This window comes from Glycomyces sp. NPDC047010, from assembly GCF_040644205.1.
Classification (GTDB): domain Bacteria; phylum Actinomycetota; class Actinomycetes; order Mycobacteriales; family Micromonosporaceae; genus Glycomyces.
The window spans coordinates 277207-300758 of sequence record NZ_JBEYVY010000006.1 but is presented as its reverse complement, the minus strand read 5'-3'; the positions used below and the strand labels follow the sequence as shown (position 1 = coordinate 300758).

Sequence of the window (23552 nt, the reverse complement as noted above, 5' to 3'; positions counted from 1 at the left end):
GGTTCGTTCGTGCTATGGTTCGTTAGTCAAGTAATGAACCTCAGAACCAACCAACCCTAAGGAGGCGAGATGTTCGATGACGGCTCACCGATCTACCGGCAGATCGCCGACCAGATCAAGGCCGAGATCATGAACGGATCGCTCGAACCGGGAGGCAAGGTCATGTCGACCAACCAGTACGCCGCGTTCTACCAGATCAACCCGGCCACGGCGCAGAAGGCGTTCCGGGAGCTGGTCGACGAGGGCGTCCTCTACAAGCAGCGAGGCGTCGGCATGTTCGTCGCCGAGGACGCCCGCGACAAGCTCTCCGCCGACTTCCGCGAGCGCTTCTTCGAGCGCGTCCTGGCCCCCCTGGTCCGCGAGGCCCGACAGGCGGGCATCCCCCTGACCGACATCATCGACTACCTCAAGACCCAGGAAGGCGCCCTCAAATGAGCTTCTCCGTCACCCTCCGCGACGTGTCCCTCAATTACGGCGCCGAGGCCGCCCTCAGCGGGATCGACCTCGACCTCGAAGCCGGGAAGGTCTACGGCCTCCTCGGCCGCAACGGCGCCGGGAAGACCAGCCTGCTCAGCCTCATCGCCGCGTTCCGCAAGCCCACCTCCGGCGAGATCCTCGTCGGCGGCGAGCCGGTGTGGGAGAACGCCCCGATCGTCTCCCGCGTCGCCCTCATCCGCGAGGGCGGGGACTTCGACGACACCGAGACCGTCAAGGACACCATCGAGTCCGGCGGGATCAGGCCCTCGTTCGACGCCGAGTACGCGTACAAGCTCGCCGACCGCTTCGAGGTGCCGGTGAAGAAGCGCGTCTCGGCCCTCTCCCGCGGCAAGCGCTCCGTCCTCGCCGCGATCTGCGGGCTCGCCGCCCGCGCCGAGCTCACCATGTTCGACGAGGTCCACCTCGGCATGGACGCGCCCACCCGCGACGCGTTCTACAAGGAGCTCCTCGCCGAGTACATGGAGCGGCCCCACACCCTGGTCCTCTCCACCCACCTCATCGACGAGGTCGCCAACTACCTCGAAGAGGTCGTCATCGTCGACCGCGGCCGCGTCCTGCGCCACGCCGACATCGAGACCTTCCAGGGCATGGGCGCCACGCTCACCGGCCCCGCCGACGCGGTGGACGGCCTCGGCCTCGACGCCCTCGCCGAGCAGCGCCTCGGCGGCACCAAGTCGATCACCGTCGCCGCGGCCCTCGACGCCGACGTGCGCTCCCGCGCCGCCGCGGCCGGGATCGAGATCGGCCCGGTCGGCCTCCAGGACCTCTTCATCCACCTCACCGACCCGAACCGGAACGGAGCCTGACGCCATGACCGCCCCCAGCCTCGCCAAGCGCCAGTACGCCCTCGGCGCCGGACTCGCCGGCTCCGCGCTCAACTACTTCAAGTACTGGGTCGTCGCCGCCGCCGTCCTGTGCTTCGTCGTCCCGTTCATCGTCGCCCAGTACGCCGACGTCCAGCTCTCCGCCTGGTACTACGCCGTCAACTGCGGCAAGTGGTTCACCGCGTTCGTCGGCGGCGGCTTCGCGTTCACGCTGCTGCCCCAGTACGTCGCGGCCGGCCTCACCCGCCGGGAGTTCGCCGTGTCCCAGGCCGTCTTCGGCGTCGTGTGGTCGCTCTGCCTCGGCGCGATCGGCTTCGCGGGCCTGTTCGCCGAACGCGCCTACTACGACGGCCTCGGCTGGTCCCAGGGCTTCGACGTCGGCGACACGGTCGTCCCCATCGGGACCGCCGCCGACACCGCCCAGTTCGCCGCGTACCTCCCGCTGCTGTTCCTCTCCTACTTCGCCGCGGGCACCGTCATCGGCGTCGCCTCCTACCGCTGGGAGCACACCGGCTGGCTCCTGGTCGTGCCGATCCTCCCGATCGTCTTCGGACTCGACGTCGCGCTCTACAACACCGAGCCCGTCGGGCCCGGCTGGATCGGGTTCCTCGGCCGGTACCTCGACGGCATGGGCCGCATCCCCGTCGCCGCCGCGATCCTCCTCGCCACCGTCGCCCTCGCGATCGCCGCCCGCCGCATCCTCACCGACATCCCGATGCGCTCGAAGCGGGCATGACCATGACCGCTCTCGACCGCGCCTCGACCGACCGAGCGCCCACCGCGCTGACCGGGCGCCGCTACCGCCTCGGCCTCGCCATCGCGCTCGGCGCCGCCCGCCCGCTCCGGTGGATCCTGCTCGCCTGGATCGTCCTCACCCCGGTCATGTCGCTCCTGCTGGCCGACGTGATCGAGACCGGCCTGTGGCTGATCACCGCGACGGTCTTCCAGTGGTTCGTCGCCTCGGCGGCGGGCCGGTGGCTGTACGCGAACCTGCCCGGCGTGCTCTCCCGCGGCGTCACCCGCCGCGAGCTCACCACCGCCTACCTCGTGTTCGGCGCCATCGCCTCGCTCGCCACGACCGCGATCGTCACCGCCGGGTTCGCCGCCGAGCACGCCCTCCTCACCGCCGCGGGCAACGCCACCGGAACCTGGGGAGGCGCGCTCGCCGACGGCGCCAGGTACCTGCTCATCACCCCGATCTACTGCTTCACCGGCGCGCTCATCGGCGCCGCCGCGCTCCGCTTCGCGGGCAGCACCCTGTTCACCCTGGTCGTCCTCGTCGCGGCCGCCGGGCAGTACACCGGCGTCCTCGCCCTGGAGTTCGGGTTCTTCGACGGCGGCGGGAACCTCGCCGCCTGGGCCGGGATCTGCCTCGCCGTCACCGCGGTCCTCGTCGCAGGACTGGCCGCGACCCTCCGCACCGCCCCCGTCCGAGCGAAATGAGCCCGACCATGACCGCCATCGACCCCGCCGCCCTCGCCCGGCGCCGCTACCGGCTCGGCGCGCGCATGTTCACCGCCGCCGTCCGCTGGCTCCGCTGGTGGCTCCTCGCGGCCCTCGCCCTCGCCGTCCTCGGCGGCCCCGTCATCCACCTCATCTGGGACGCCGACGCGGGCGCCTGGACCGGCACGATCTCGGTCCTCCAGTGGTTCACCGCGATCACCGGCGGCGTGTTCCTCCACAACTCCCTGACCGGCCTCATCTCCCGCGGCGTCACCCGCCGCGAGATCACCGTCGCGTTCCTCGTCTTCGGCGCCCTCGCCTCCGCCGCGCTGGCCGCCCTCGCGATCACCGGCTTCGCCGTCGAGCACTTCATGCTCGGCCTCGTCGCCGCACCCGACGACACGTGGGGCCAGGTCCTCGCCAAGGGCGCCAGGTACCTCCTCATCGGGCCCGCGTACTTCTTCGCCGGGGCGCTCGTCACCGCCGCGGCCGCCCGCATCGGCAAGGAGGGCGCGTTCGTCGTCGTCCTGTTCCTGCTGTTCCCGTCCATGCTCATCGCGGGCACCCTGTCCCTGGAGTTCTTCGGGTACACCGTGGACGCCTTCAGCTGGCAGGCCGCCGCCTGGATCGGCTCGGGCCTCGCGTTCATCGCCGCCATGGTCACCGCGCTCGTGCTGGTCCTGCGGTCCGTGCCGGTGCCCAAGCGGGGCGGCTGAGCCGTGGGCCTCCTCGTCGCCGACGTCCCGTTCCCGGTGCTCGTGGTCGCCGCGTGCATCGCGGCGGGCGTCGTCGCGGGGCTCCTCCTCACCGCGGGCACGCCGCCCGCCCCGCCGCGCGGATCGCCGAGACGCGCCACACGGCCGCCCGACCCCTCACGTGCGGCCCCGGGAGGGTGGGACACTGGTGAACGGCCAGTACACGCTCCGGAAGGTCAGCACATTGTCGATCCAGCCCATCCGCATCTTCGGCGACCCGGTCCTGCGCACCGCGGCGGAGGAAGTCGACACCTTTGACAAGGAACTGCGGAACCTCGTGAAGGACCTGCTCGACACCATGCGCGACGAAGGCGGCGCCGGGCTCGCCGCCCCGCAGCTGGGCGTCGGCAAGCGCGTGTTCTCCTTCGACGTCGACGACGTCATCGGCCACATCGTCAACCCCGTGCTCGAATTCCCCGACGAGGAGGAGCAGGACGGCCCCGAGGGCTGCCTGTCCCTGCCGGGCCTCTACTTCGACACGATCCGCCGCCAGAACGTGGTCGCCAAGGGCTTCAACGAGTACGGCGACCCGCTCCAGATCGTCGGCACCGGCCTCATGGCCCGCTGCCTCCAGCACGAGACCGACCACCTCGACGGCATCATCTTCATCGACCGCCTCGACTCGGAGCGCCGCAAGGCCGCGATGACCGAGATCCAGGCCCAGGACTGGTACAACGAAGACGTCAAAGTCAAAGTCACCCCCCACGACACCAAGGGTGTGTTCTTCAAGCGATGAGGATCGTCTTCGCCGGGACCCCGGAGGTCGCCCTGCCGACCCTGGAGGCCCTCCACGCGTCCGACCACGACGTCGTGGCCGTCCTGACCAGGCCCGACGCCCCCACCGGGCGCGGCCGCAAAGTCCACCGCTCGCCCGTCGCCGCCTGGGCCGACGAGCACGGGATCGAGGTCCTCACCCCCGCCAAGCCCCGTGAGCCCGAGTTCCTGGAGCGCCTCGCCGAACTCGCCGCCGACGTCGTCCCCGTCGTCGCCTACGGCGCGCTCGTGCCGCCCGCCGCCCTGGAGATCCCGCGCCTCGGCTGGATCAACCTCCACTTCTCGCTCCTGCCCGCATGGCGCGGCGCCGCCCCCGTGCAGCACGCGGTCCTCAACGGCGACGCCATGACCGGCGCCTGCGTCTTCCAGCTCGAACAGGGCCTCGACACCGGCCCCGTCTACGGCCGCCTCACCGAGCCCGTCGGCCCCCGCGACACCTCCGGCGACCTCCTCGGCCGCCTCGCGATCGCGGGCGCCCGCCTCACCGTCGACGTCGTGAGCGCCCTCTGCGCCGGCGCCCTCGTCGGCGAACCCCAGCCCGAGGACGGCGTCTCCCACGCCCCCAAGATCACCGTCGACGACGCCCGCGTCCGCTGGAGCGACCCCGCGTTCGCCGTCGACCGCCGCGTCCGCGCCGTCACCCCCGCCCCCGGCGCCTGGACCGACCTCGACGGCCAGCGCCTGCGCCTCGGCCCCGTGACCCCCGACTCCGAAGGGCCGCAACTGGAGCCCGGGGAAGTCGCCGTCGCCAAGAAGACCGTGCACGTCGGGACCGCCACCGAGCCCGTGCTCCTCGGCGAGGTCCAGCCCGCCGGGAAGAAGCCCATGGACGCCGCATCGTGGGGCCGCGGCCTCCAGACCGCACCGAGGTTCGCATGAGTGACGACAGGCCCCGCCGCAACCGCCGCCGCGACGACGACGCCCCGCGTCCCACCGTCAACCCGCGCCGCATCGCCTTCGACGCGATCCGCGCCGTCACCGCCGACAACGCGTACGCCAACATCGTGCTGCCCCGCATGATCAACGAGACCGGCCACACCGGCCGCGACGCCGGGCTCATCACCGAGCTCACCTACGGCACCCTGCGCAGCCTCGGCACCCTGGAGAAGATCCTCGCCGCCGCCTCCGGGCGCGACGTGCGCGAACTCCAGCAGGACCTCCTCGACGCCCTCTGCCTGGGCGCCTACCAGCTCCTGTACATGCGCATCCCCGCGCACGCGGCCGTCGCCACCACCGTCAGCCTCGTCAAGGCCGCGGTCAGCCCCCGCGTCTCCGGGCTCACCAACGCCGTCCTGCGCAAGGTCGCCGCGAAGGACCTCGACCAGTGGTGCGAGGAGCTCGCCACCGGCGACCGCCTCCACGACCTGTCGCTGCGCCACGCCCACCCCGAGTGGATCGCCCGCGAGTTCGAGGCCGTCGTCGGCCCCGAGGAGCTCGCGCCCGCGCTGGCGGCCGACAACGTCGCGCCCCCGGTCCACCTGTGCGCCAAGCCCGGCCGCATCACCAAGGGCGACCTGTCCCGCGAGACCCGCGGCGGCCTCCACGGCAAGTACTCGCCGTACGCGGTGTACCTGCCCGGCGGCGACCCCGGCCGCATCAAGTCCGTCGCCACCGGCCTCGCGCACGTCCAGGACGAGGGCTCGCAGCTCGTCGCCGTCGCGCTCGCCGAAGCGCCCCTGGAGGGCCCCGACGCGGCCTGGATCGACCTGTGCGCCGGCCCCGGCGGCAAGACCGGGCTCCTCGGCGCGCTCGCCGCGCAGCGCGGCGCGCACCTCGACGCCGTCGAGGTCCAGCCCCACCGGGCCGAGCTGGTCGCCAAGGCCGCCAAGGGACTCCCGGTCACCGTCCACACCGGCGACGGCCGCCTCTTCGGCGAGCCGGGCTCGGCGGACCGGGTGCTCGTGGACGCGCCGTGCTCGGGGCTCGGCGCGCTGCGCCGCCGCCCGGAGGCGCGCTGGCGCAAGCAGCGGTCGGACCTCGACGCCCTGGTGCCGCTCCAGCGGGAGCTGCTGGCGGCGGGACTCCGGTTGGCGCGCAAGGGGGGCCTGGTCGCGTACGTGACGTGCTCGCCGGTGCTCGACGAGACCTCGGAGGCCGTGGAGTCGGTGCTCAAGGCCGGGGGAGCGGAGCTCGTGCGGCCGGACTGGCTGCTCGACCGGGTGCCGGATTCGGCGCGGGGCGATTTCGTGCAGCTGTGGCCGCACCGGCACGGCACCGACGCGATGTTCATGGCGCTGCTGCGCAGGACCGGCGACCGGTAACACCCCTGTTCGACCGCGGTCGGGGTGCCGTGCTGCCCTTTTGACGGGTGAGGCCGCTTAAGTATGCTCTTTGGAAGCGCTACCATACATTGACATAAGTGAATGTACTCCGGGCTACCGGCACCTAGACCCCAAGGAGCACCAGATGAACCGACGCAATCGCCTCGCGGCGATCGTCGCGGGAGCGGCCACCGCAGTGGTCGCCGCGCTCAGCGCGGGCTTCCTCCTCAGTCCCAACGCGGGCGCGCAGGACGTCTCCGCCCAGGCGGAGGCACTGTGGACGAACCCGAACACGCAGGCGGCCCGCTGGGTCGCCCAGAACCCCAATGACTCCCGCGCCGCGGTCATCCGCGACCGGATCGCCGAGACCCCCGCGGGCACCTGGTTCACCCAGACCAGCCCCACCGGCGGCATCGCCGCCCAGGTCTCGGCCGTCGTGGACGGCGCCGCCGCCGCGGGCGCGGCCCCGATCATGGTCGTCTACAACATCCCCAACCGCGACTGCGGCGGCGCCTCCGGCGGCGGCGCGTCCAGCCACTCGGTCTACCGCGGCTGGATCGACCAGATCGCCGCCCAGCTCGACGGACCGGCATACATCGTCCTCGAACCCGACGTCATCGCGCACGACTGCTACGGCTCCAGCGAACTGGCCCAGATCAACGCCTCGCTCGCGTACGCCGCGCAGACCCTCAAGGCCGCCGACTCCGGCGTCAAGGTCTACATCGACACCGGCCACTCCAACTGGCTCGCCCCCGCCACCGCCGCCTCGCGGCTCCAGGCCGCGGGCGTCCAGTACGCGGACGGCTTCTCGCTCAACACCTCCAACTACCGCACCACCGCCGAGTCCACGGCCTACGCCAACCAGATCCAGAACACCATCGGGTCCGACAAGGGCGCCGTCATCGACACCAGCCGCAATGGCAACGGGCCCGCGGGGGACCAGTGGTGCGACCCGTCCGGGCGCGCCATCGGGAACTTCCCGACCACCGCGACCGGCGCGAACGGCATCGACGCGTACCTGTGGGTCAAGCTCCCCGGCGAGGCCGACGGCTGCGCAGGGAGCGCCGGCCAGTTCATCCCCGACCTCGCCTACCAGCTCGCCAACAACGCGGGCTCGGGCTGGCCCGGGGACGTCGAGCCGACCGACCCGGTGACCTCCGACGACCCCACCAGCGACGACCCGACCTCGGACGACCCGACCACCGGCGGACCCGCCGGGGACTGCACCGTCCACATCGACACGGTCTCCTCCTGGAACGGCGGCTGGCAGGGCAGGGTCTCGATGACCGCCGACGCGGCCGTCAGCGGCTGGACCGTCCACTGGACCTGGCCGGGCTCGCAATCGGTCCAGTCCAGCTGGAACGTGCAGCTCACGACCTCGGGCTCCACCGTGACGGCCAGCGACGTCGGCTGGAACGGCGCCGTCGGCGCGGGCCAGACGAAGGAGCTGTTCGGCTTCGTCGCCTCCGGCCCGGCCGCGGACTTCGACGTCCCCTGCTGAGCAGAAAGCTGACCTGAGCCACAGAAGGCACCAGGTGTCCGGCCTGCGTCGCGGTTTCGCGACCTACACTGTCCGTGTGGCACAGTTCCAAGCGGCGCAGGCCGACACCGTCATCGCACCCAGCCTCCTGGCGGCCGACTTCGCCCGCCTCGCGGAGGCGGCCGACGCGGTCGAGGGCGCCGTGGACTGGCTCCACGTGGACGTCATGGACAACCACTTCGTCCCCAACCTCACGCTCGGACCCCCGATCGTCAAGTCCCTCAAGGCCGCCACGGACATCCCGCTCGACTGCCACCTCATGATCGAGGACCCCGCGCGGTGGGCCGTCGGCTACGCCGAACTGGGCGCCTACAACGTCACCTTCCACGCCGAGGCCAGCGACGACCCCGTCGCGCTCGCGAAGAACCTGCGCGCCGCGGGCTCCAAAGCGGGCCTCGCCATCGACCGCGACACCCCGGTCGAGGACTACCTGGACCTCCTGCCCGAGTTCGACACCCTCCTGATCATGACGATCAAGGCCGGATTCGGCGGCCAGCAGTTCATCCCCGCCATGCTCGACAAAGTCCGCACCGCCCGCGAACGCGCCGCCTCCGGCCACCTGGAGCTGCGCATCGAAGTCGACGGCGGCATCGCCGCCGACACGATCGCGGCCGCCGCCGAGGCCGGCGCCGACGCGTTCGTCGCCGGGACCGCCGTCTACGGCGCGGACGATCCAGCCGATGCGGCCAGGCGCCTGCGCGCCCGCGCCGACGCGGCGCGATCACCCCAATGAGCCGCGCATGGCCGCAACCACCCCTGACCTGGTCCTCATCGCCGACGCCGACCCCGAGATCGCGGAGTTCCTCGCCTCCCGCCTGAGAGCGGACGGCTTCGACACCGCGCTCGCCCGGGACGGCTACCAGGCGCTCGCCGGGATCGCGCTGCGCCGCCCCGGCATCGTCATGCTCGAAGCCGACCTGCCGTTCATCGACGGCCTCGCGCTCACCCGCCAGCTCCGCGCCGACCCGGCCACCGCGAGCCTGCCGATCATCCTGCTCGGCGCCCAGCCGTCCTCGGCCGACAAGATCGCCGGGCTCAAGGCCGGGGCCGACGACTACATCGCGAAGCCCTTCGACCCCGCCGAGGTCTCCGCGCGCATCGACTCCGCGATCCGCCGCCACCGCGAGGTCCGCGAGTCCTCCCCGCTCACCGGCATGCCCGGGAACGACCGGATCCTCCGCGAGCTCCAGTCGTGGATCAAGCGCGGCGACCCGTTCGCCCTGTGCTACATCGACATCGACCAGTTCAAGGCGGTCAACGACGTGTACGGGTTCGTGCGCGGCGACGAGTTCATCAAGGGCCTCGCCGAGTGCGTCTACTCCGCGGCGGGCGACGCGGGCGCCGCCCCGGTGTTCCTCGGGCACGTCGGCGGCGACGACTTCACGATCCTGTGCGTCCCCGAGCACGTGGAGGCCGTCACCGGCTTCCTCAACGACCACTTCGCGCGCCGCGTGCGCCAGCTGTGCGACCCCGAGGACGCCGAGCGCGGCTACATCGAGCACGCCGACCGCGTCTCCCGCCGCATGACCCGCTCGCGCCTGCCCACCCTCTCGATCGGCGTCGCCCTCTCCACGCAGCGGCGCTTCGCCGACGCGTACGAGGCCGTCGCCGAGGCCACGGCCCTCAAGAGCGTCGCCAAGTCCCACTCCGGGACGTACGTCGCCTACCCCGAGGGCCGCGCGCCGGGCCGCGGCGGGCGCCGTCCCGTGTTCTGGACGAACGACCACTGACACGCCCGGTAGTCAGTAGGGTGCGTCACAGTACGGACCGCGGCGGAATATCGCCGTGGCACAATTCCTTGTAGCAAACGCGCGTCAGCGGGGTCGGTGCAATTCCGAGCCGGCGGTGAGCGGCGAAAGCCGCGAGTCCGCGACCCGTCCGCAACCAGCGGACGGTTGACCTGGTGAGAATCCAGGACCGACGGTCAAAGTCCGGATGGGAGCAGACGCAACGCGGGAGGCCACTGGTGGCCCCTGCGAGCTATTCTCTTGCCCCCGCCTGCGCGCCGCAGAATTCGCAGCAGGTAGGGAGTTCACATCGTGTTCACCGGAATCGTCGAAGAACTCGGCGAGGTCGTCAAGGCCAGTGAAGCGTTCCTGGCCGTCCGCGGCCCGCTCGTCACCTCCGATGCCGCCCTCGGCGACTCGATCAGCGTCAACGGCGTCTGTCTCACCGTCGTCCAGGTCGACGGCGACGTCTTCACCGCCGACGTCATGGCCGAGACCTACCGCCGCACCGCGATCGGCGACCTCCGCGAAGGCGACCGCGTCAACCTCGAACGCGCCGCCACCCTCACCACCCGCCTCGGCGGGCACCTCGTGCAGGGCCACGTGGACGGCGTCGCCCACATCGTCAAGCGAACCCCCGCCGCCGAGTGGGAGGAAGTGACCTTCCGCCTCCCCGCCGGGCTCGCGAAGTACGTGGTCGAGAAGGGGTCCATCACCGTGGACGGCACCTCCCTCACCGTCGCGTGGATCGAGGGCGACGAATTCAGCGTCGGCCTCATCCCCACCACCCTGGAAGCGACCACCTTGGGCCGCAAGCAGGTCGGCGACCCGGTCCACATCGAGACCGACGTCGTCGCCAAGCACGTCGAGAAGCTGCTGGAAGCCGCTGGAGGCACCCGATGAACGACATCCGCCTGAACACCGTCGACGAGGCCATCGCCGCCATCAAGGCCGGCCGGCCGGTCATCGTGGCCGACGACGAGGGCCGCGAGAACGAGGGCGACATCATCTTCGCCGCCGAGGACGCCACCCCCGAACTCGTGGCGTTCACGATCCGCCACACCGGCGGCTACCTGTGCGTTCCGATGCTCGCCGACCGCGCCGACCTGCTCCAGCTCCCGCCCCAGGCCGCCGAGAACCAGGACCCGCGCGGCACCGCGTACACCGTCACGGTGGACGCCCGCCGCGGCATCGCCACCGGCATCTCCGCCGCCGACCGCGCCCACACCATCGGCGTGCTCGCGAACCCGGGCACCGTCGCGGGCGACCTGAGCCGCCCCGGACACGTCGTCCCCCTGCGCGCCAAGGAAGGCGGCGTGCTCGTGCGCACCGGCCACACCGAGGCCGCCGTGGACCTGGCCCGCCTCGCGGGCAAGCAGCCCGTGGGCGTCCTGTCCGAGATGATGAACGACGACGGCACCATGATGCGCCTGCCGGAGCTCCGCGAGTTCTCCGACGAGCACGGCCTCGCGCTCATCACCGTCGCCCAGCTCGTGGAGTGGCGCCAGCGCAACGAGGTCCACGTCAAGCGCCTCGCCGAGGCCCGCCTCCCGCTCGAATCGGGCGAGTTCACCGCCGTGGGCTACCGCGCCGTGTTCGACGGCAACGAGCACGTCGCACTCGTCAAGGGCGACATCGGAGACGGCGAGGACGTGCTCGTCCGCGTCCACTCCGAGTGCCTCACCGGCGACGCCTTCGGCTCGCTGCGCTGCGACTGCGGACCGCAGCTCCAGGCCGCGCTGCGCGCGGTCGAGGCCGAGGGCCGCGGCGTCGTGCTCTACATGCGCGGCCACGAGGGCCGGGGCATCGGCCTGGTGCACAAGCTCCAGGCGTACCAGCTCCAGGACCAGGGCCGCGACACCGTGGACGCGAACCTCGAACTCGGCCTGCCCGCCGACGCCCGCGACTGGGGCATCGGCGCGCAGATCCTCGAAGACCTCGGCATCAAGTCGATGCGGCTGCTCACCAACAACCCGGACAAGCGCGCCGGGATCGAGGGCCACGGCCTGAAGGTCGTCGACCGGGTGGCGCTGCCGACGTACGCCACGCCCGACAACATCGCCTACCTGACCACCAAGCGCGACCGCATGGGGCACCTCCTCGCTGACCTGCCCCAGCTCGCGCCCGCCACCGCAATGGAAGCCGCATAACATGGCCGGACACGGAGCACCAGCAGTCAAGGTCCCCGACGCCGCCGGGCTCACGCTCGGCGTGGTCGCCACGGACTGGAACGCCTCGGTCGTCGAGCAGATGCTCAGGCGCGCGCTCGACGCCGCCGAGGACGCGAAGGTCGCGGAGGTCAAGGTCCTGCACGTCGCGGGCGCCGTCGAGCTCCCGATCGCCGCGCAGGCCCTCGCCCGGAAGTACGACGCCGTGGTCGCCCTCGGCACCGTCGTCCGCGGCGGCACCGCCCACTTCGACTTCGTCTGCAAGTCGGTCACCGAGGGGCTGACCCGGGTCGCGCTCGACGAGTCGACCCCCGTCGCCCACGGCGTCCTCACGGTGGACAACCAGGAGCAGGCCGTGGCCCGCGCCGGGTTCGCGGACTCCACCGAGGACAAGGGCTACGAGGCGGTCGTGGCCGCCCTCGGTGCGGCCCTGGCGATCCGCTCGCTCGACTAGCACGCACGCGAAAGCCGCGCCCGCATTCGCGGGCGCGGCTTTCGGCGTCGCTAGCTGAAGCGCTGGAAGTCCGGCCAGACCTCGTCCCAGGTCTCCCGCAGGCCCGAGCAGACCACGACTGGGGCGCCCTGCTCCTCGTTGTCGACGCCCACGCCGTTGTCGAGCTCAGCCTCCTGGACGCAGTCGTCGAAGTACCTGCTCACGAAGCCGGGATCGATACCGACGAAGACCACCGTGTCGGCGTCCGCCGGGGGAGGACCGTACTGGTGGAGGGCGTTGTGGCCGCTGAAGACCGGCGGCAGGTCCTCGCCGTACCGGTCCAGGGACCCGGCCTCGCCGTAGTTCGCGGTGACGACGGCCCCGGCCTCGGGCGCGGCCGCGACCACGGCCTCGACCTGGTCGGTGTACGCCTGCCAGCCGACCTGGTCCGGCACCGAGTTGTTCATGTCCGGGACCGGCGTCCCGCCGACCTCGTCCACGGCGATGAGCGGCAGTGCCACCACCAGGGAGACGGCGCTGTTCAGGGCCACCGCGCCCACGAGGAGGACCCACCGCCCGCGGCCTCGCGCCCACGCCGCGACCGTGACGCAGCCGATCGCGTAGAAGGCGATGACCAGGCCCATCGGGTAGTAGAACTGGCCGCCGGTGACCAGCACGACCACCAGGAGCACCGGGTAGGCGACCGCGAGCGCGCGGGCCGGGCGCCACTCGGGGCGGCGGACCAGGCCCCAGATCCCCGCGAACCAGACCGGGACGAGGAACAGGCCCACGAGCAGGAACTGGAAGGGCAGCAGGAGGATGCGGTTCTCCTCGCCGTCGGTCTCGCGGATCGCCGAGGCCATCTCCAGTTGCGGCCAGCCGTTCACCGCCTGGTAGACCAGGTTCGGCGACCCGACCACCAGCGCGATCGCCACGCCCGCCCACAGCCACTTCGACGCGAGCACCGTCCGCGGCCCGACGGCCAGCAGCCCGACCGCGAGGCTCACGAGCATCAGCACGATCAGGTGCTTGTTGTAGAGCCCGATCCCGGTGGCCGCGCCGACCGCGAGCCACCAGCGCGGGTCGCGCATGAGGGCCCGGATGACGAAGAGCAGCACCGCGACCCATACCAGGAGGTCCACTGTGGCAGTCGACAGCGTGTGCCCGAACGCGAGCGCCACTCCGGCGAACGCCAGGCCCCAGACGCAGAGCGCCTGCGCGGCCCTGCCGCCGCCGAGTTCGCGGGTGATGAGGGCGGCGAGCCACAGCACGCCGACCATGCAGAGGATCGCGGGGATCCTGAACGCCTGCACCGTGTCGCCGAAGAGCGCGATGGAGGCGTGGCCGAGGAGCGGGGTCAGCGGCGGCTGGTCGACGTAGCCCCACGCGGGGTCGAGCATGCGGAAGTACAGCTCGTCGCGGTGGTAGCCGTACCGGCCTGACGTGACCGCCAGCGCGGCGGCGAGCGCGAGGCTCGCCAAGGCGGGGTGGAGTCGGTGGAGAGGACGCATGGCGGCCTTTCGGGGGTGAGGGGGGCCCGGCGCCAGCGTACCGTGTTCCTCACTCGGCCTTGCGCATCGCCTCGATCGCCTCGTGGAACGCGGGGGTCGCCCGCTCGAAGTGGTCGGTGAGGACCGCGATGTCCTCGGGGGAGGCGGCGGCGAAGACGCGGCCGAGGACATCGCGCGCGGGGGCGAGGGCCTCGTCGAGGTCCTCCTGATCGGCGCCGACCGGTTCGACCAGGACGCGGCGCCGGTCGGCGGGGTCGGGGACGCGGCGCACCATGCCGGCCTGTTCGAGGCGGTCGATGAGGCGCGTGGTGGCGCCGGTGGTGAGGCCGGTCTTGGCCGAGAGCTCCCCGGAGGTCATGCGGCCGTGGAACCCGAGGGTGCCGAGCGCGTAGAGGTCCGTGGCGCCCATGCCCATCGCCTGCGCGGTGGCGAGGCCGTGGAGGACGACGGCGTTGAGGTACTTCGGGTAGACGGCGCCGAGTCGTTCGAGGTCCGGTCTTGACACGCCGGGTCTCCTTCCTTAAGCTAATATCTGCAAGCGTGCAGATAATGTTCTGATGCAACTACTGCATCAGGCTACCGGAAGGAGACCCGTACATGGACACCGAGCGCATCACCGCCCGCATCAAGTCGACCGTCGAAGCCTGGGACGCCGGGGACGGCGCGGCCTACGCCGCCGGATTCACCGCCGACGCGACCTACGTGACCTGGGTCGGGACGGTCTACCGCGGCCGCGAGGAGATCGGCCGCGCCCACCAGGCCCTGTTCGACAAGTTCCTCCAGGGGTCCATCCTGGTGGACGACATCGCCGAGATCCGCCTCCTCGGCCCCGACACGGCCGTCGTCACCAGCCGCGGCGACGTCGGCAAGCGCGGCGCCGAGCCCGCGAAGCTCACCAAGGTCCAGACCTACACGCTCGTGCGCGAGGCCGACGGCGAGTGGCGCATCGCGGCCTTCCAGAACACCAAGCGCAAGGCGCTCATGGAGAAGATCTCCTTCGCCTTCGCGCCCGACACCGCTCCGGCCTGGGGCTAGCGGTTGTCGATCCGCGCGAAGTACGCGTCCACGAGCGGCTTCCCGATCCCGGTCATCCACTCCTCGAACGTCAGCAGGCCCGGGTGGACCGCCTTGAGCGCGGGGATGTCGACTTCGATGCGGTGCTGGTTGATGAGCCCCAGGGTCTTCGCGGTCGAGGGGCTCTGCTCGGCGACCGCGGCGGCGTCGACGGCCACGTACGGCACGTCGCGGCCGGTGACCCGGGAGATGATCGCGACCTTCTCCAGCTGCGTGATGTCGTCCCCGGCGAGCTCGTACGCCTTCCCGGCGTGGGTCCCGGGGTCGGCGAACGCGATCGCTGCGAAGGCCGCGATGTCGGCGGCGGCGATGTGCGGCTCGTAGGTGTCGGCGTGCAGGAGCGAGACGAGCGCGCCGTCCTGGAGCTCCCGGAACGAGTCGAAGGTGTTCTCCATGAACGAGGTCGGCCGCAGGATCGTGTGGGGCAGCCCGCTCGCCTTGATCGCCCTCTCGGCCTCGGCCTTGCGCTGGAGCATGTCCATGTGCGGCTCCAGCGGCCCGCCGACGCCGACGGATGAGGAGTGGACGAGGAACTTCGCGCCCGCGGCCTTCGCCGCCGCGGCGAGGTTCGCCGCCGAGCGCTCCTCGTGCCCGAGGTCGTGGCCGTACGGCCCGCCCTCGTAGGCGCCCGCGTGGACGCTGAAGGCGCCCCAGACGCCCGCGGCCGCCGCCGCGAGCGACGCGGTGTCGTCCAGGTCGCCGCGCACGACCTCGGCCCCGGCCTCCTTGAGCGCCAGCGCCTTCGCGCTCGCGGGGTCGCGGGTGAGCGCCCGCACGCCCCAGCCGTCGGCGAGGAGCCGGGCCGCGACGGCCCCGCCCTGGCGACCGGTCGCGCCGGACACGAGAATGATCTTGTCGGTGGAGGGCATACTGCGGTCCTTTCCGTTCCCGGGGCCGCCGGTTAGTATCGGAGTCGGCGACCCGCTTGCTAAAGCGGAACAGTACACCCGTTTATCGACGGGCGCGAGAGGGGGCACCGTTGCAGACGGCGGTGAAACGAGCGGAGCGCGCTGACGCCCAGCGCAACCGCCGCAAGGTCCTGGACACGGCCGACCGGCTCTTCGGCGAGCACGGCACCGGCGTCTCCCTGGGGGAGATCGCCGCGGCCGCGGGCGTCGGCGCGGGCACCGTCTACCGTCACTTCCCGACCAAGGACGCCCTGCTCGCGAGCGTCCTGGACGAGCGGCTGGCCGCGCTCGGCGACTACGGCGCCGCGATGCTGCGCCACCCCGACATCGAGTACGCCTTCTTCGAGTACCTGCGGTTCCTCAACGAGCAGGCCCTCGCCAACCGCGCCATCTGCGAGGCCCTCGCGGCGCGCGGCGACTGGCAGGAGCCCTCCAAGGGCGACGGCCGCTGCGTCATCGACTCGCCGCTCGCGGCCCTGGTCGCCAAGGCCCAGGGCGCGGGCGTCCTCCGGGCCGACCTCGACACCCGCGACGTGCGGGCCCTCCTGGCCGGGTGCACCGCGATGGCCCAGTCGCTCGGCTCCACGGAGCGCGCCGCGGACCTCGCGAAGCTGTTCTGGGACGGCATGCGGACCGAACGAAACCGCGAGATCCGTAACGAAACCTCGATCGCCACGACCGTCCGTAACGAAATCGCCGTAACGGAAGACGTCTGCCCGGTCTGCGGCACCCCCGTCGCCCACGCCGGGACCGGCCGCCCCGCGAAGTACTGCTCCCCGGCCTGTCGCCAGAAAGCCTTCCGCGACAAGCGGAAGGGCGCCTGAGCAAGGCCCTCGGCAACCGGTTGCAGGCACTCGCCTAGGATCGACCGGAGCCGACCGCGAAGGAGGCCGACATGGCCCGCCGATTCCTCCCGCACGTCCTCCGATCCGTGACCGACCTCGACGGCGTCTGGGACTTCGCCTACCTCGGCGAGGTCGAACCCGACGACGTCGACCCCGCCGCCATCGCCTTCGACGACGTCATGGCCGTCCCCGGCTGCTTCGACGCCACCCCCGCCTACGCGGGCCGCCGCGGCCTCGCCGCCTACCGCACCCGCGTGCGCACCGGGGCCGGGCTCCAGCGCCTCGTCTTCGAGGGCGTGCAGCACTGGTGCCGCGTCCTGTGGAACGGCGAGCCGGTCCGCGACCACGCGGGCGGCTTCACTCGCTTCACCGCCGAGACCGCGTCCGAAGACGGCGAGGCCGAGCTGATCGTCCTGGTGGACAACCGCTTCGGCGAGCGCTCCCCGCTGCACCTGGAGCACTTCGACTGGTACCATTTCGGCGGCATCAGCCGCTCCGTGGCGCTCCACCGCCTCGGCCCGGTCCGCATCGACGCGCTCGCGATCGACACCGTCTCGGTCCAGGACCGCCGCGTCGAGGTCCGCATCGACTACACCGCCGACGCGCCCGCCACCGTGCCGCTCGCGCTCACCTGCGACGGCCGCCCGCTCCTGACCGAGGACGTCGAGCTCGACACCTCCGGCACCCTCACGCGCACCGTCGAGATCCCCTGGGCCGCACCGTGGACCACCGCCGACCCGCGCCTCTCGCTCCTCGCCGCCGAACTCGGCGGCGACGACCTGCGCGAGCGCTTCGGCCTGCGCCGCATCGGCATCGAGGACGCACGCATCACCCTCAACGGCGAGCCCGTGACCCTCCTCGGCGTCAACCGCCACGAGCTCCACCCGCAGTTCGGCCACGCCCAGCCCGCCGCGCTCCTCGTCGCCGACGTCCAGCAGCTCAAGGACCTCGGCGCGAACTTCGTGCGCGGCAGCCACTACCCGCTCGACCCGCTCTTCCTCGACCTGTGCGACGAGGCGGGCCTGCTCGTCTGGGAGGAGTCGATCGGCTGGCAGTACCCCGTCGAGCACCTGACGGCCCCCGGTTTCACCGAGGCCCAGACCGAGCACATCGACGAGATGGTCGCCGCCGGGCGCAACCACCCCTCGGTGATCCTGTGGGGCATCCTCAACGAGTGCCCCAGCTGGTCCGAGGCCGGGTACCCGGTCTACGAGCGGCTCCTGGGGCGCCTGCGCGAACTCGACGCGACCCGCCCGGTCACGTACGCGAGCGTGAACGCCTTCGACGACGTGTGCTTCGACCTCGTGGACGTCGTCTCGGCCAACAACTACCCCGGCTGGTACTTCGGCGACGTCCCCGGCATCCCCGACCAGCTCGACCGCATCGCCGCCCACGTCGACTCGCTCGGCCACGCCGACAAGCCGCTCATCATCTCCGAGATCGGCGCGGGCGCGGTCCCCGGCTGGAACGACGCCAACGGCTCCCTGTGGACCGAGGACTACCAGACCGCCCTGCTCACCACCGTGGTCGACCACGTCATCGGGCACGAGCGCATCTCCGGCCTCGGCATCTGGGTCCTCGGCGACTTCCGGACCACCGAGCACCGCGAGATGCTCCTCAAGCGCCCCCGCGGCGTCAACGACAAGGGCATCGTCGACGAGTACCGCCGCCCGAAGCAGTCGTTCAAGGCCGTGCGGGAACAGTTCCAGCAGCACTGGCGCAACGCCTAGCGGCGCGAAGGGCCTCCCGCGCCTCGCGGGAGGCCCTCACCTCACGTCGTGAGCGAGTAGCTGTTGCAGTTGAAGTTGTAGCCCCCGGCGGAGGACGTGATCTCCCAGCCGAACTGGATCTGGTCGATCCGCACGTTCGGCATGCGCCCTTGGTTCACCAGCCACTGGCAGTGCGCGGTGATGTTCACCGTCGACGTCGTGGTCTGCGTGTGGGCGAGGAAGTTGTACACCGGGTTGGACCCGTTGTGCCCCTGGTAGTAGCCCCAGTTGCGCCCGCCCAGGCTCACGTTCTGGACGAACGATCCGAGCGGCCCCACGTTCGAGGTCCACTTCGTCCAGATCATGATCTCGTGGGCGTGGCCGTTGCCCCACACGTCGTACGCGGTGTTGTACGCGAGCCCGGAGCCTGACGGCACCGTCACGTTGTGGGAGCTGGACACGTTCCCCATGCTGGAGACGTTGCGCCCCAGCGTGTACGAGACGTTCGGGTAGGACTTGATGCCCCCGGTGTTCGGGTGGTTGGCCCACACGCCCCAGTTGGACGCGGAGTTCGCCCAGATGGTCTGCGCGCCCGCGCCCGAGCCCCAGATGTTGTTGTAGAGCGTGTACGCGCCGGTGGTCCACTGGCCCCACTGGTCCGAGGAGGACCAGACGGCGGCCTGCGCCGGGGACTGGAGGGCGCCGACGGCGCCGGCGGTGGCCACGGGGGCGGCCAGCGCGGCGGTGAGGAGCGATCTGCGTCGCATAGGCGGTGCGCCTTTCTCAAGAGTCGCGGTTTCAGCACCGACATCCGAAATTCGACGAATGTCGATACATTAATTAAAACAGACGACCAAACGAATGTCCAGGGCCGTGACCGTCCGTCACCGCCGCCGCGTGATCCCCGTCTCGGCCGTCCCGCACTGCGGTAGCCGCGCCGCGTCGGCGGCGGTCCGGCCCGGTCCGGCGCGTAGAATTCGGCAGCGTGAAGACCTTCGAGCAGCTCTACGCCGAACTTTCCGAGAAAGCAGCCACCCGACCCGAGGGCTCCGGCACCGTCGCCGCCCTCGACGCCGGCGTCCATGCCATCGGCAAGAAGATCGTCGAAGAGGCGGCCGAGGTCTGGATGGCCGCCGAGTACGAGTCGGACGAGGCCGCGGCCGAGGAGATCTCCCAGCTCCTCTACCACCTCCAGGTGATGATGGTCGCCCGCGGCATCAGCGTCGAAGACGTCTACCGGTACCTCTAGAAAGGCCCATCCGAATGCTCCGCATCGCCGTGCCCAACAAGGGCGCGCTCTCACAGGGCGCCACCGACATGCTCACCGAGGCCGGCTACCGGCAGCGCCGCAGCAGCCGCGACCTCCAGTCCGTGGACGCCGCCAACGGCGTCGAGTTCTTCTACCTGCGCCCCGGCGACATCGCCACCTACGTCGCCTCCGGCGACCTCGACCTCGGCATCACCGGGCGCGACCTCGCCGTCAACTCCGGCGCGGAGGTCGAAGAGGTCCTCGCGCTCGGCTTCGGCCGCTCCACGTTCCGCTACGCGGGCCGCCCCGGCGAGATCGACTCCGTCGCGGGCCTCGACGGGAAGCGCATCGCGACCTCCTACCCGGGCGTCGTCCAGCGCGACCTGGACGCCCAGGGCGTCAAGACCGCGATCGTCGAGCTCGCGGGCGCCGTGGAGAACGCGATCGCCCTCGGCGTCGCCGACGCCATCGCCGACGTCGTGGAGACCGGCACGACCCTGAAGCAGGCCGGGCTCGCCGTCTTCGGCGAGCCGATCATGCACTCCGAGGCCGTGCTCGTCCGCAAGGCCGGCAACGGCACCGGCGCCGCGATCGAGCAGCTCCTGCGGCGCCTGCGCGGCGTCCTCGTGGCCCGCTCGTACGTGATGCTCGCCTACGACGTGCGCGCCGAGCTCCTCGAAGCGGCCGTCGAGCTCACTCCCGGCATCGAGTCGCCGACGGTCTCGCCGCTGCATCGGGAAGGGTGGGTCGCCGTCCAGTCGATGACCGAGCGCGCCGACCTGCACCGCGTCATGGACGCCCTCTACGAGCTGGGCGCCCGCGGCATCCTCGCCTCGAACATCGACGCCTGCCGCCTGTAGTTCAGGAGGCGCTGCGCCGCTACGACAGCCGCGGCCGCTCCAGTGCGGCCGCGGCGTCGGCGCGGTCCCGCAGCTCCGACGCCATCGCGACCGCCTCGCGCGCGTCGCGGTGCACGGCCACGGCGTCGTGCCCGACGCCGCCCGCGGCCATCGCCCGCACGGTCGCCAGGCCCTGCATCCGCTGGATGCGGCCCTGCGTGACCCTCACCGACTGGATGCGCGCGTACGGCACGGCCACATGGACGTTCACCCACAGGCCGTGGCGCACCACGAACGCCCGCTCGGTGAGCGCCGCCCCGGTCTTCTTCCACCGCAACGGCATCCGCCACTTCGCCCGCAGCGGCGGGCGCTCCGTCTCGAAGACGCTCGGCAGGTCCGGCACGGCCTCCGCGGCCACCAGCGCCACCTGGTCGGGCTCGCCCACCGGCAGCGCCGTCGTCGACCGCGTCGCGGTCGCGCTCTGCTGCGCCACCGCCGCCGTCCACACCTCGACCCGCTTCCACTGCCGCGATCGCCACAGGACCGGCTCCACGAAGCTCACGCCCGTCACCCGGTCCACCGGGACGGTCTCGTGGCTCGTGTCCGTCAGGCCCCGCTGGATGAGCAGGTTCGTGCCGTCCCGCGCGATCCGGAACCGGCCGTTGCGCAGGAACCGGTTCACCGCCGCGATCGTGCTCTGCGCGTAGCCCACGAGCGCCGGGGCCAGGAACCCCACCCACAGCGTGGTCGCAACTGTCGTGAACCCGAAGATCGACCCGGTCACCGCGAACGCCGTCCCGAACACCGCCAGGAACGTCAGCTGCACCGGCAGGACCTCCAGGAACGAGGCCAGCGCCAGGCGCCGCACGGTCAGCTGGGGGACCAGCAGCCCCGCGTCCCGGTCCGGCACCGCCTCGGCCTCGGTCCCGGTCTCGGACTCCGCCGCCTCCGCGACCGGCGCGGCCGGTCGCCCCGCGATCGCCAGCAGCTCCGCGCGCAGCGCCAGGGCCCGGTCGGCCTTCAGGTACGCCAGGCGCGCGTCCGTGCCGTCGCCCCCGGCGACCTCGATGTTCAACTGCGCCAAGCCGAACAGCCGCGCCCGGATGGGCCGCACCAGGTCCACGGACTGGAGCCGGTCCAGCGGGACCGTGCGATGGCTGCGGGTGAACACGCCGCCGTAGATGTGCAGTTCGCGGCCCCAGATCACGAAGCCGCGGTACTGGAGCGCGATGAGGCTCGCGATCCCGCCGATCACGGCCGCCGCGAGTGCGATATAGAGGGCGAACAGGAAGTTCCGCGAGGTGAACGCCTGGAGGCCCGCCGCCGCGGCCGCGGCGGTCAGGAACCGGAACGACTCCAGCAGCGGCGTGAGCGGGTGCAGGCGCTGGCGCTGGACGCCCTCGGGCGGGGCGCTCGGCGCCGCGGGGGCCGCCTCGGGCCCGTACGGGGTCTCGGCCAGCGGGGGAGCGGGCTCGTCGCTCACAGGCCCTCCCGGACCTCGGCGGCCCGGAGGGCGAGCCGGTCGCGCAGCGCGGACGCGATCGCCGGTTCGAGGCCCGGCACTTCGGACGTGGAGCCGAGGGCCGCGGTGCGGACCTGGACGGTGGTCAGGCCGAACATCCGCTCGATGGGCCCGGCCGACAGGTCGATGAGCTGGATGCGGCCGTAGGGCACGATGTTCAGGCGCCGCGTCAGGAGCCCGTGGCGCACCAGCAGGTCCTCCTCGCGCTCGGCGTAGCCCCACGTCGAGACCGTGCGCGCGACGGCCCAGGCGCGCAGGCCCGCGAGGACGACGTATCCGCCGAGGGCCCACAGGACGCCGCGCCAGCCGAGCCAGATCGTCAGGGGCACGGCCGCGACGACGGCGAGTATGAAGAGGTTCAGCAGGCTCCGCAGCACCCACACGGTGCGCAGCTTCGGCGACATGGGCTGCCAGGTGACCTCGCCGGGCCACAGGTCCCACACCGGGACCGTTTTCGCGCTCATCCCTTGATCATTCCACTCTCTGGGTCTCGCACGGGAATCCGCGCGCGGTGAGGAAGTCGCGCAGGACCGGCAGGTGGTCCTCGCAGGCGGCCCAGCGCTTGACGCGCTCGGGGCCGTGAATGCGCGGGTTGCGCCACAGCAGCATCCACGCCGCCTCCCGGCGGCAGCCGCGGGACGAGCACACGGGCGGGCCCTCTGCGGACGGTGCGTTCTCTTGGGACACGTTGCGATTGTGCGTCATGCGGTCAGCCGTGGCGAGGCCACACGGCTGTGTCGATGAACGCCTCGACCGCCTCGATCACGTCGGCGAGCGCGTGCGCGGAGTCCACGAGCGGGCGCCCGCGCAGGAACATGCCGTGGTCGGCGCCGCGGATCTCGAACACGTCGCCGGGCAGCTCGCGCGCGAGCGCGCCGTTCCAGGCCGGGTCGGCGGTGCCGCCGATGAGCAGGAACGGGGCGGTGGCGCGGCGCAGGGCCTGGACGATCGGGTAGTCCTTGAGCAGCGGCGTGAACCAGATCGCCGGGAGCCCGTGGTGGGCGGCGAGCACGGCCGCGGCGGTGCCGAGGGACTTGCCGACGAGCAGTGGCGGGTCGTCGTTGTGGACGCGGTCGAGGACCGCCTCCGTCTGCTCGCAGACCCCTTCGATCATGGTCTGCTCGTCGGCGGCGAGCCGGTCGACGTCCGTCCACTGGATCGGGTAGGTCCGCGCGCCGCGCGACTGCAGGGCGACGTGCGTGTACATCAGCAAGGGCCCCTGGACGCTGTAGTTGCGTCCGGGCAGGAGCAGGGCCTGGCGACGGCGGGGCATGAGAGTGATTCTAGTTGCGTCGGTCGCGTCGTCCGGTACCTGAGACGGACCGGGTCCGGGGACGGAAAGACCCGCACGACCACGGGGGAAGTCGTGCGGGTTGGGGAAAGCATAGCGCTCCGACATTTCGCAGCAACGGATTGAATCCGCGCGGCGTGTCACTCTGCGGGGCAAAAACCCCCTGGGGGTTTGCCGCCGC

The 23552-nt window shown here is 71.8% G+C and carries 27 protein-coding genes and 1 riboswitch; of the genes, 19 read left to right on the top strand and 8 right to left on the bottom strand.

Annotation, left to right across the window (positions count from 1 at the left end):
• The first annotated feature begins 69 nt into the window (after nt 1-69).
• The 14 genes from AB0A65_RS14745 to ribH all read left to right on the top strand — a co-directional run bounded on the left by AB0A65_RS14745 (nt 70) and on the right by ribH (nt 12444).
• Nucleotides 70-435: a GntR family transcriptional regulator gene (locus AB0A65_RS14745; protein ID WP_359951413.1), complete on the top strand. Its 366-nt coding sequence runs from the start codon at nt 70-72 to the stop codon at nt 433-435.
• Complete coding sequence (locus AB0A65_RS14740) at nt 432-1304, top strand: ABC transporter ATP-binding protein (RefSeq protein ID WP_359951411.1); 873 nt, start codon at nt 432-434, stop codon at nt 1302-1304. The genes AB0A65_RS14745 and AB0A65_RS14740 overlap by 4 nt, the downstream gene beginning before the upstream one ends.
• A 4-nt stretch (nt 1305-1308) precedes the next feature.
• Nucleotides 1309-2058: a hypothetical protein gene (locus tag AB0A65_RS14735; protein WP_359951409.1), complete on the top strand. Its 750-nt coding sequence runs from the start codon at nt 1309-1311 to the stop codon at nt 2056-2058.
• Nucleotides 2055-2765 (top strand): hypothetical protein, encoded by a 711-nt coding sequence (locus AB0A65_RS14730; protein ID WP_359951407.1) that lies wholly within the window; start codon nt 2055-2057, stop codon nt 2763-2765. The genes AB0A65_RS14735 and AB0A65_RS14730 overlap by 4 nt, the downstream gene beginning before the upstream one ends.
• Before the next feature lie 8 nt (nt 2766-2773).
• Nucleotides 2774-3481 carry a hypothetical protein gene (locus AB0A65_RS14725; RefSeq protein ID WP_359951405.1) on the top strand — a complete coding sequence of 236 codons (708 nt, stop codon included), beginning with the start codon at nt 2774-2776 and terminating at the stop codon, nt 3479-3481.
• A 223-nt stretch (nt 3482-3704) separates the two neighbouring features.
• Entirely contained in the window at nt 3705-4256 is a 552-nt protein-coding gene (def, locus tag AB0A65_RS14720; RefSeq protein ID WP_359951606.1) for a peptide deformylase, read from the top strand.
• Nucleotides 4253-5173, top strand: coding sequence for a methionyl-tRNA formyltransferase (fmt, locus tag AB0A65_RS14715; RefSeq protein ID WP_359951403.1), 921 nt, complete (start codon nt 4253-4255; stop codon nt 5171-5173). The genes def and fmt overlap by 4 nt, the downstream gene beginning before the upstream one ends.
• Nucleotides 5170-6555: a transcription antitermination factor NusB gene (locus AB0A65_RS14710; protein ID WP_359951401.1), complete on the top strand. Its 1386-nt coding sequence runs from the start codon at nt 5170-5172 to the stop codon at nt 6553-6555. The genes fmt and AB0A65_RS14710 overlap by 4 nt, the downstream gene beginning before the upstream one ends.
• Nucleotides 6556-6700: 145 nt before the next feature.
• Nucleotides 6701-8056 carry a glycoside hydrolase family 6 protein gene (locus tag AB0A65_RS14705; RefSeq protein WP_359951399.1) on the top strand — a complete coding sequence of 452 codons (1356 nt, stop codon included), beginning with the start codon at nt 6701-6703 and terminating at the stop codon, nt 8054-8056.
• 76 nt (nt 8057-8132) lie between these two features.
• The gene (gene rpe / locus AB0A65_RS14700; RefSeq protein ID WP_359951397.1) at nt 8133-8828 is read left to right on the top strand and encodes a ribulose-phosphate 3-epimerase; all 696 of its coding nucleotides are present in this window, start codon (nt 8133-8135) and stop codon (nt 8826-8828) included.
• Between the two features lie 7 nt (nt 8829-8835).
• Nucleotides 8836-9825, top strand: a complete 990-nt coding sequence (locus AB0A65_RS14695; RefSeq protein ID WP_359951395.1) for a response regulator — start codon at nt 8836-8838, stop codon at nt 9823-9825.
• A gap of 79 nt (nt 9826-9904) precedes the next feature.
• Nucleotides 9905-10046, top strand: a riboswitch (FMN riboswitch).
• Nucleotides 10047-10134: 88 nt separating this feature from the next.
• Complete coding sequence (locus AB0A65_RS14690) at nt 10135-10725, top strand: riboflavin synthase (protein WP_106364658.1); 591 nt, start codon at nt 10135-10137, stop codon at nt 10723-10725.
• The gene (locus AB0A65_RS14685; RefSeq protein ID WP_359951393.1) at nt 10722-11972 is read left to right on the top strand and encodes a bifunctional 3,4-dihydroxy-2-butanone-4-phosphate synthase/GTP cyclohydrolase II; all 1251 of its coding nucleotides are present in this window, start codon (nt 10722-10724) and stop codon (nt 11970-11972) included. The genes AB0A65_RS14690 and AB0A65_RS14685 overlap by 4 nt, the downstream gene beginning before the upstream one ends.
• Before the next feature lies 1 nt (nt 11973).
• Nucleotides 11974-12444 (top strand): 6,7-dimethyl-8-ribityllumazine synthase, encoded by a 471-nt coding sequence (gene ribH, locus AB0A65_RS14680; RefSeq protein WP_359951391.1) that lies wholly within the window; start codon nt 11974-11976, stop codon nt 12442-12444.
• A 50-nt stretch (nt 12445-12494) separates the two neighbouring features.
• Here the strand turns inward: ribH and AB0A65_RS14675 are convergent, their stop codons facing one another.
• A complete protein-coding gene (locus AB0A65_RS14675; RefSeq protein WP_359951389.1) occupies nt 12495-13934 on the bottom strand; it encodes a glycosyltransferase family 39 protein in 1440 nt (479 codons plus the stop codon).
• Between the two features lie 49 nt (nt 13935-13983).
• The gene (locus AB0A65_RS14670) at nt 13984-14439 is read right to left on the bottom strand and encodes a MarR family transcriptional regulator (protein WP_359951387.1); all 456 of its coding nucleotides are present in this window, start codon (nt 14437-14439) and stop codon (nt 13984-13986) included.
• A gap of 92 nt (nt 14440-14531) precedes the next feature.
• On the opposite strand from AB0A65_RS14670, the gene AB0A65_RS14665 reads away from it, so the two are divergent.
• Complete coding sequence (locus tag AB0A65_RS14665; RefSeq protein WP_359951385.1) at nt 14532-14969, top strand: SgcJ/EcaC family oxidoreductase; 438 nt, start codon at nt 14532-14534, stop codon at nt 14967-14969.
• Here the strand turns inward: AB0A65_RS14665 and AB0A65_RS14660 are convergent.
• Entirely contained in the window at nt 14966-15877 is a 912-nt protein-coding gene (locus AB0A65_RS14660; protein ID WP_359951383.1) for an NmrA family NAD(P)-binding protein, read from the bottom strand. The two genes, AB0A65_RS14665 and AB0A65_RS14660, sit on opposite strands and share 4 nt — an antisense overlap.
• A 122-nt stretch (nt 15878-15999) precedes the next feature.
• On the opposite strand from AB0A65_RS14660, the gene AB0A65_RS14655 reads away from it, so the two are divergent.
• Nucleotides 16000-16740, top strand: coding sequence for a TetR/AcrR family transcriptional regulator (locus AB0A65_RS14655; RefSeq protein ID WP_359951381.1), 741 nt, complete (start codon nt 16000-16002; stop codon nt 16738-16740).
• A gap of 71 nt (nt 16741-16811) precedes the next feature.
• Nucleotides 16812-18491: a glycoside hydrolase family 2 TIM barrel-domain containing protein gene (locus tag AB0A65_RS14650; protein WP_359951379.1), complete on the top strand. Its 1680-nt coding sequence runs from the start codon at nt 16812-16814 to the stop codon at nt 18489-18491.
• Between the two features lie 41 nt (nt 18492-18532).
• Here the strand turns inward: AB0A65_RS14650 and AB0A65_RS14645 are convergent, their stop codons facing one another.
• On the bottom strand, nt 18533-19237 hold the full coding sequence (locus AB0A65_RS14645) for a hypothetical protein (protein WP_359951377.1): 705 nt from the start codon (nt 19235-19237) through the stop codon (nt 18533-18535).
• A gap of 218 nt (nt 19238-19455) precedes the next feature.
• On the opposite strand from AB0A65_RS14645, the gene AB0A65_RS14640 reads away from it, so the two are divergent.
• Entirely contained in the window at nt 19456-19719 is a 264-nt protein-coding gene (locus AB0A65_RS14640) for a phosphoribosyl-ATP diphosphatase (protein WP_359951375.1), read from the top strand.
• A 14-nt stretch (nt 19720-19733) separates the two neighbouring features.
• On the top strand, nt 19734-20579 hold the full coding sequence (gene hisG, locus AB0A65_RS14635; RefSeq protein WP_359951373.1) for an ATP phosphoribosyltransferase: 846 nt from the start codon (nt 19734-19736) through the stop codon (nt 20577-20579).
• 19 nt (nt 20580-20598) lie between these two features.
• Here the strand turns inward: hisG and AB0A65_RS14630 are convergent, their stop codons facing one another.
• From AB0A65_RS14630 to AB0A65_RS14615, 4 genes are read right to left on the bottom strand one after another with little or no spacing between them, the layout of a single operon-like run.
• A complete protein-coding gene (locus AB0A65_RS14630) occupies nt 20599-22041 on the bottom strand; it encodes a PH domain-containing protein (RefSeq protein ID WP_359951371.1) in 1443 nt (480 codons plus the stop codon).
• Nucleotides 22038-22544 carry a PH domain-containing protein gene (locus AB0A65_RS14625; protein ID WP_359951369.1) on the bottom strand — a complete coding sequence of 169 codons (507 nt, stop codon included), beginning with the start codon at nt 22542-22544 and terminating at the stop codon, nt 22038-22040. The genes AB0A65_RS14630 and AB0A65_RS14625 overlap by 4 nt, the downstream gene beginning before the upstream one ends.
• Nucleotides 22545-22551: 7 nt before the next feature.
• On the bottom strand, nt 22552-22767 hold the full coding sequence (locus tag AB0A65_RS14620) for a hypothetical protein (protein WP_359951367.1): 216 nt from the start codon (nt 22765-22767) through the stop codon (nt 22552-22554).
• Nucleotides 22768-22789: 22 nt separating this feature from the next.
• Nucleotides 22790-23353 carry an alpha/beta hydrolase gene (locus AB0A65_RS14615; RefSeq protein ID WP_359951365.1) on the bottom strand — a complete coding sequence of 188 codons (564 nt, stop codon included), beginning with the start codon at nt 23351-23353 and terminating at the stop codon, nt 22790-22792.
• Nucleotides 23354-23552: the final 199 nt, after the last annotated feature.

Bases quoted from the DNA above. Each gene is read 5' to 3' on its own strand.
- AB0A65_RS14650 (WP_359951379.1), top strand. From the start codon at position 16,812: ATGGCCCGCCGATTCCTCCCGCACGTCCTCCGATCCGTGACCGACCTC.
- AB0A65_RS14660 (WP_359951383.1), bottom strand. From the start codon at position 15,877: ATGCCCTCCACCGACAAGATCATTCTCGTGTCCGGCGCGACCGGTCGC.
- AB0A65_RS14685 (WP_359951393.1), top strand. From the start codon at position 10,722: ATGAACGACATCCGCCTGAACACCGTCGACGAGGCCATCGCCGCCATC.
- AB0A65_RS14615 (WP_359951365.1), bottom strand. From the start codon at position 23,353: ATGCCCCGCCGTCGCCAGGCCCTGCTCCTGCCCGGACGCAACTACAGC.
- AB0A65_RS14665 (WP_359951385.1), top strand. From the start codon at position 14,532: ATGGACACCGAGCGCATCACCGCCCGCATCAAGTCGACCGTCGAAGCC.
- AB0A65_RS14675 (WP_359951389.1), bottom strand. From the start codon at position 13,934: ATGCGTCCTCTCCACCGACTCCACCCCGCCTTGGCGAGCCTCGCGCTC.
- ribH (WP_359951391.1), top strand. From the start codon at position 11,974: ATGGCCGGACACGGAGCACCAGCAGTCAAGGTCCCCGACGCCGCCGGG.
- AB0A65_RS14645 (WP_359951377.1), bottom strand. From the start codon at position 19,237: ATGCGACGCAGATCGCTCCTCACCGCCGCGCTGGCCGCCCCCGTGGCC.
- hisG (WP_359951373.1), top strand. From the start codon at position 19,734: ATGCTCCGCATCGCCGTGCCCAACAAGGGCGCGCTCTCACAGGGCGCC.
- AB0A65_RS14725 (WP_359951405.1), top strand. From the start codon at position 2,774: ATGACCGCCATCGACCCCGCCGCCCTCGCCCGGCGCCGCTACCGGCTC.
- fmt (WP_359951403.1), top strand. From the start codon at position 4,253: ATGAGGATCGTCTTCGCCGGGACCCCGGAGGTCGCCCTGCCGACCCTG.
- AB0A65_RS14695 (WP_359951395.1), top strand. From the start codon at position 8,836: ATGGCCGCAACCACCCCTGACCTGGTCCTCATCGCCGACGCCGACCCC.
- AB0A65_RS14730 (WP_359951407.1), top strand. From the start codon at position 2,055: ATGACCATGACCGCTCTCGACCGCGCCTCGACCGACCGAGCGCCCACC.
- AB0A65_RS14625 (WP_359951369.1), bottom strand. From the start codon at position 22,544: ATGAGCGCGAAAACGGTCCCGGTGTGGGACCTGTGGCCCGGCGAGGTC.
- AB0A65_RS14735 (WP_359951409.1), top strand. From the start codon at position 1,309: ATGACCGCCCCCAGCCTCGCCAAGCGCCAGTACGCCCTCGGCGCCGGA.
- AB0A65_RS14740 (WP_359951411.1), top strand. From the start codon at position 432: ATGAGCTTCTCCGTCACCCTCCGCGACGTGTCCCTCAATTACGGCGCC.
- AB0A65_RS14705 (WP_359951399.1), top strand. From the start codon at position 6,701: ATGAACCGACGCAATCGCCTCGCGGCGATCGTCGCGGGAGCGGCCACC.
- AB0A65_RS14710 (WP_359951401.1), top strand. From the start codon at position 5,170: ATGAGTGACGACAGGCCCCGCCGCAACCGCCGCCGCGACGACGACGCC.
- AB0A65_RS14745 (WP_359951413.1), top strand. From the start codon at position 70: ATGTTCGATGACGGCTCACCGATCTACCGGCAGATCGCCGACCAGATC.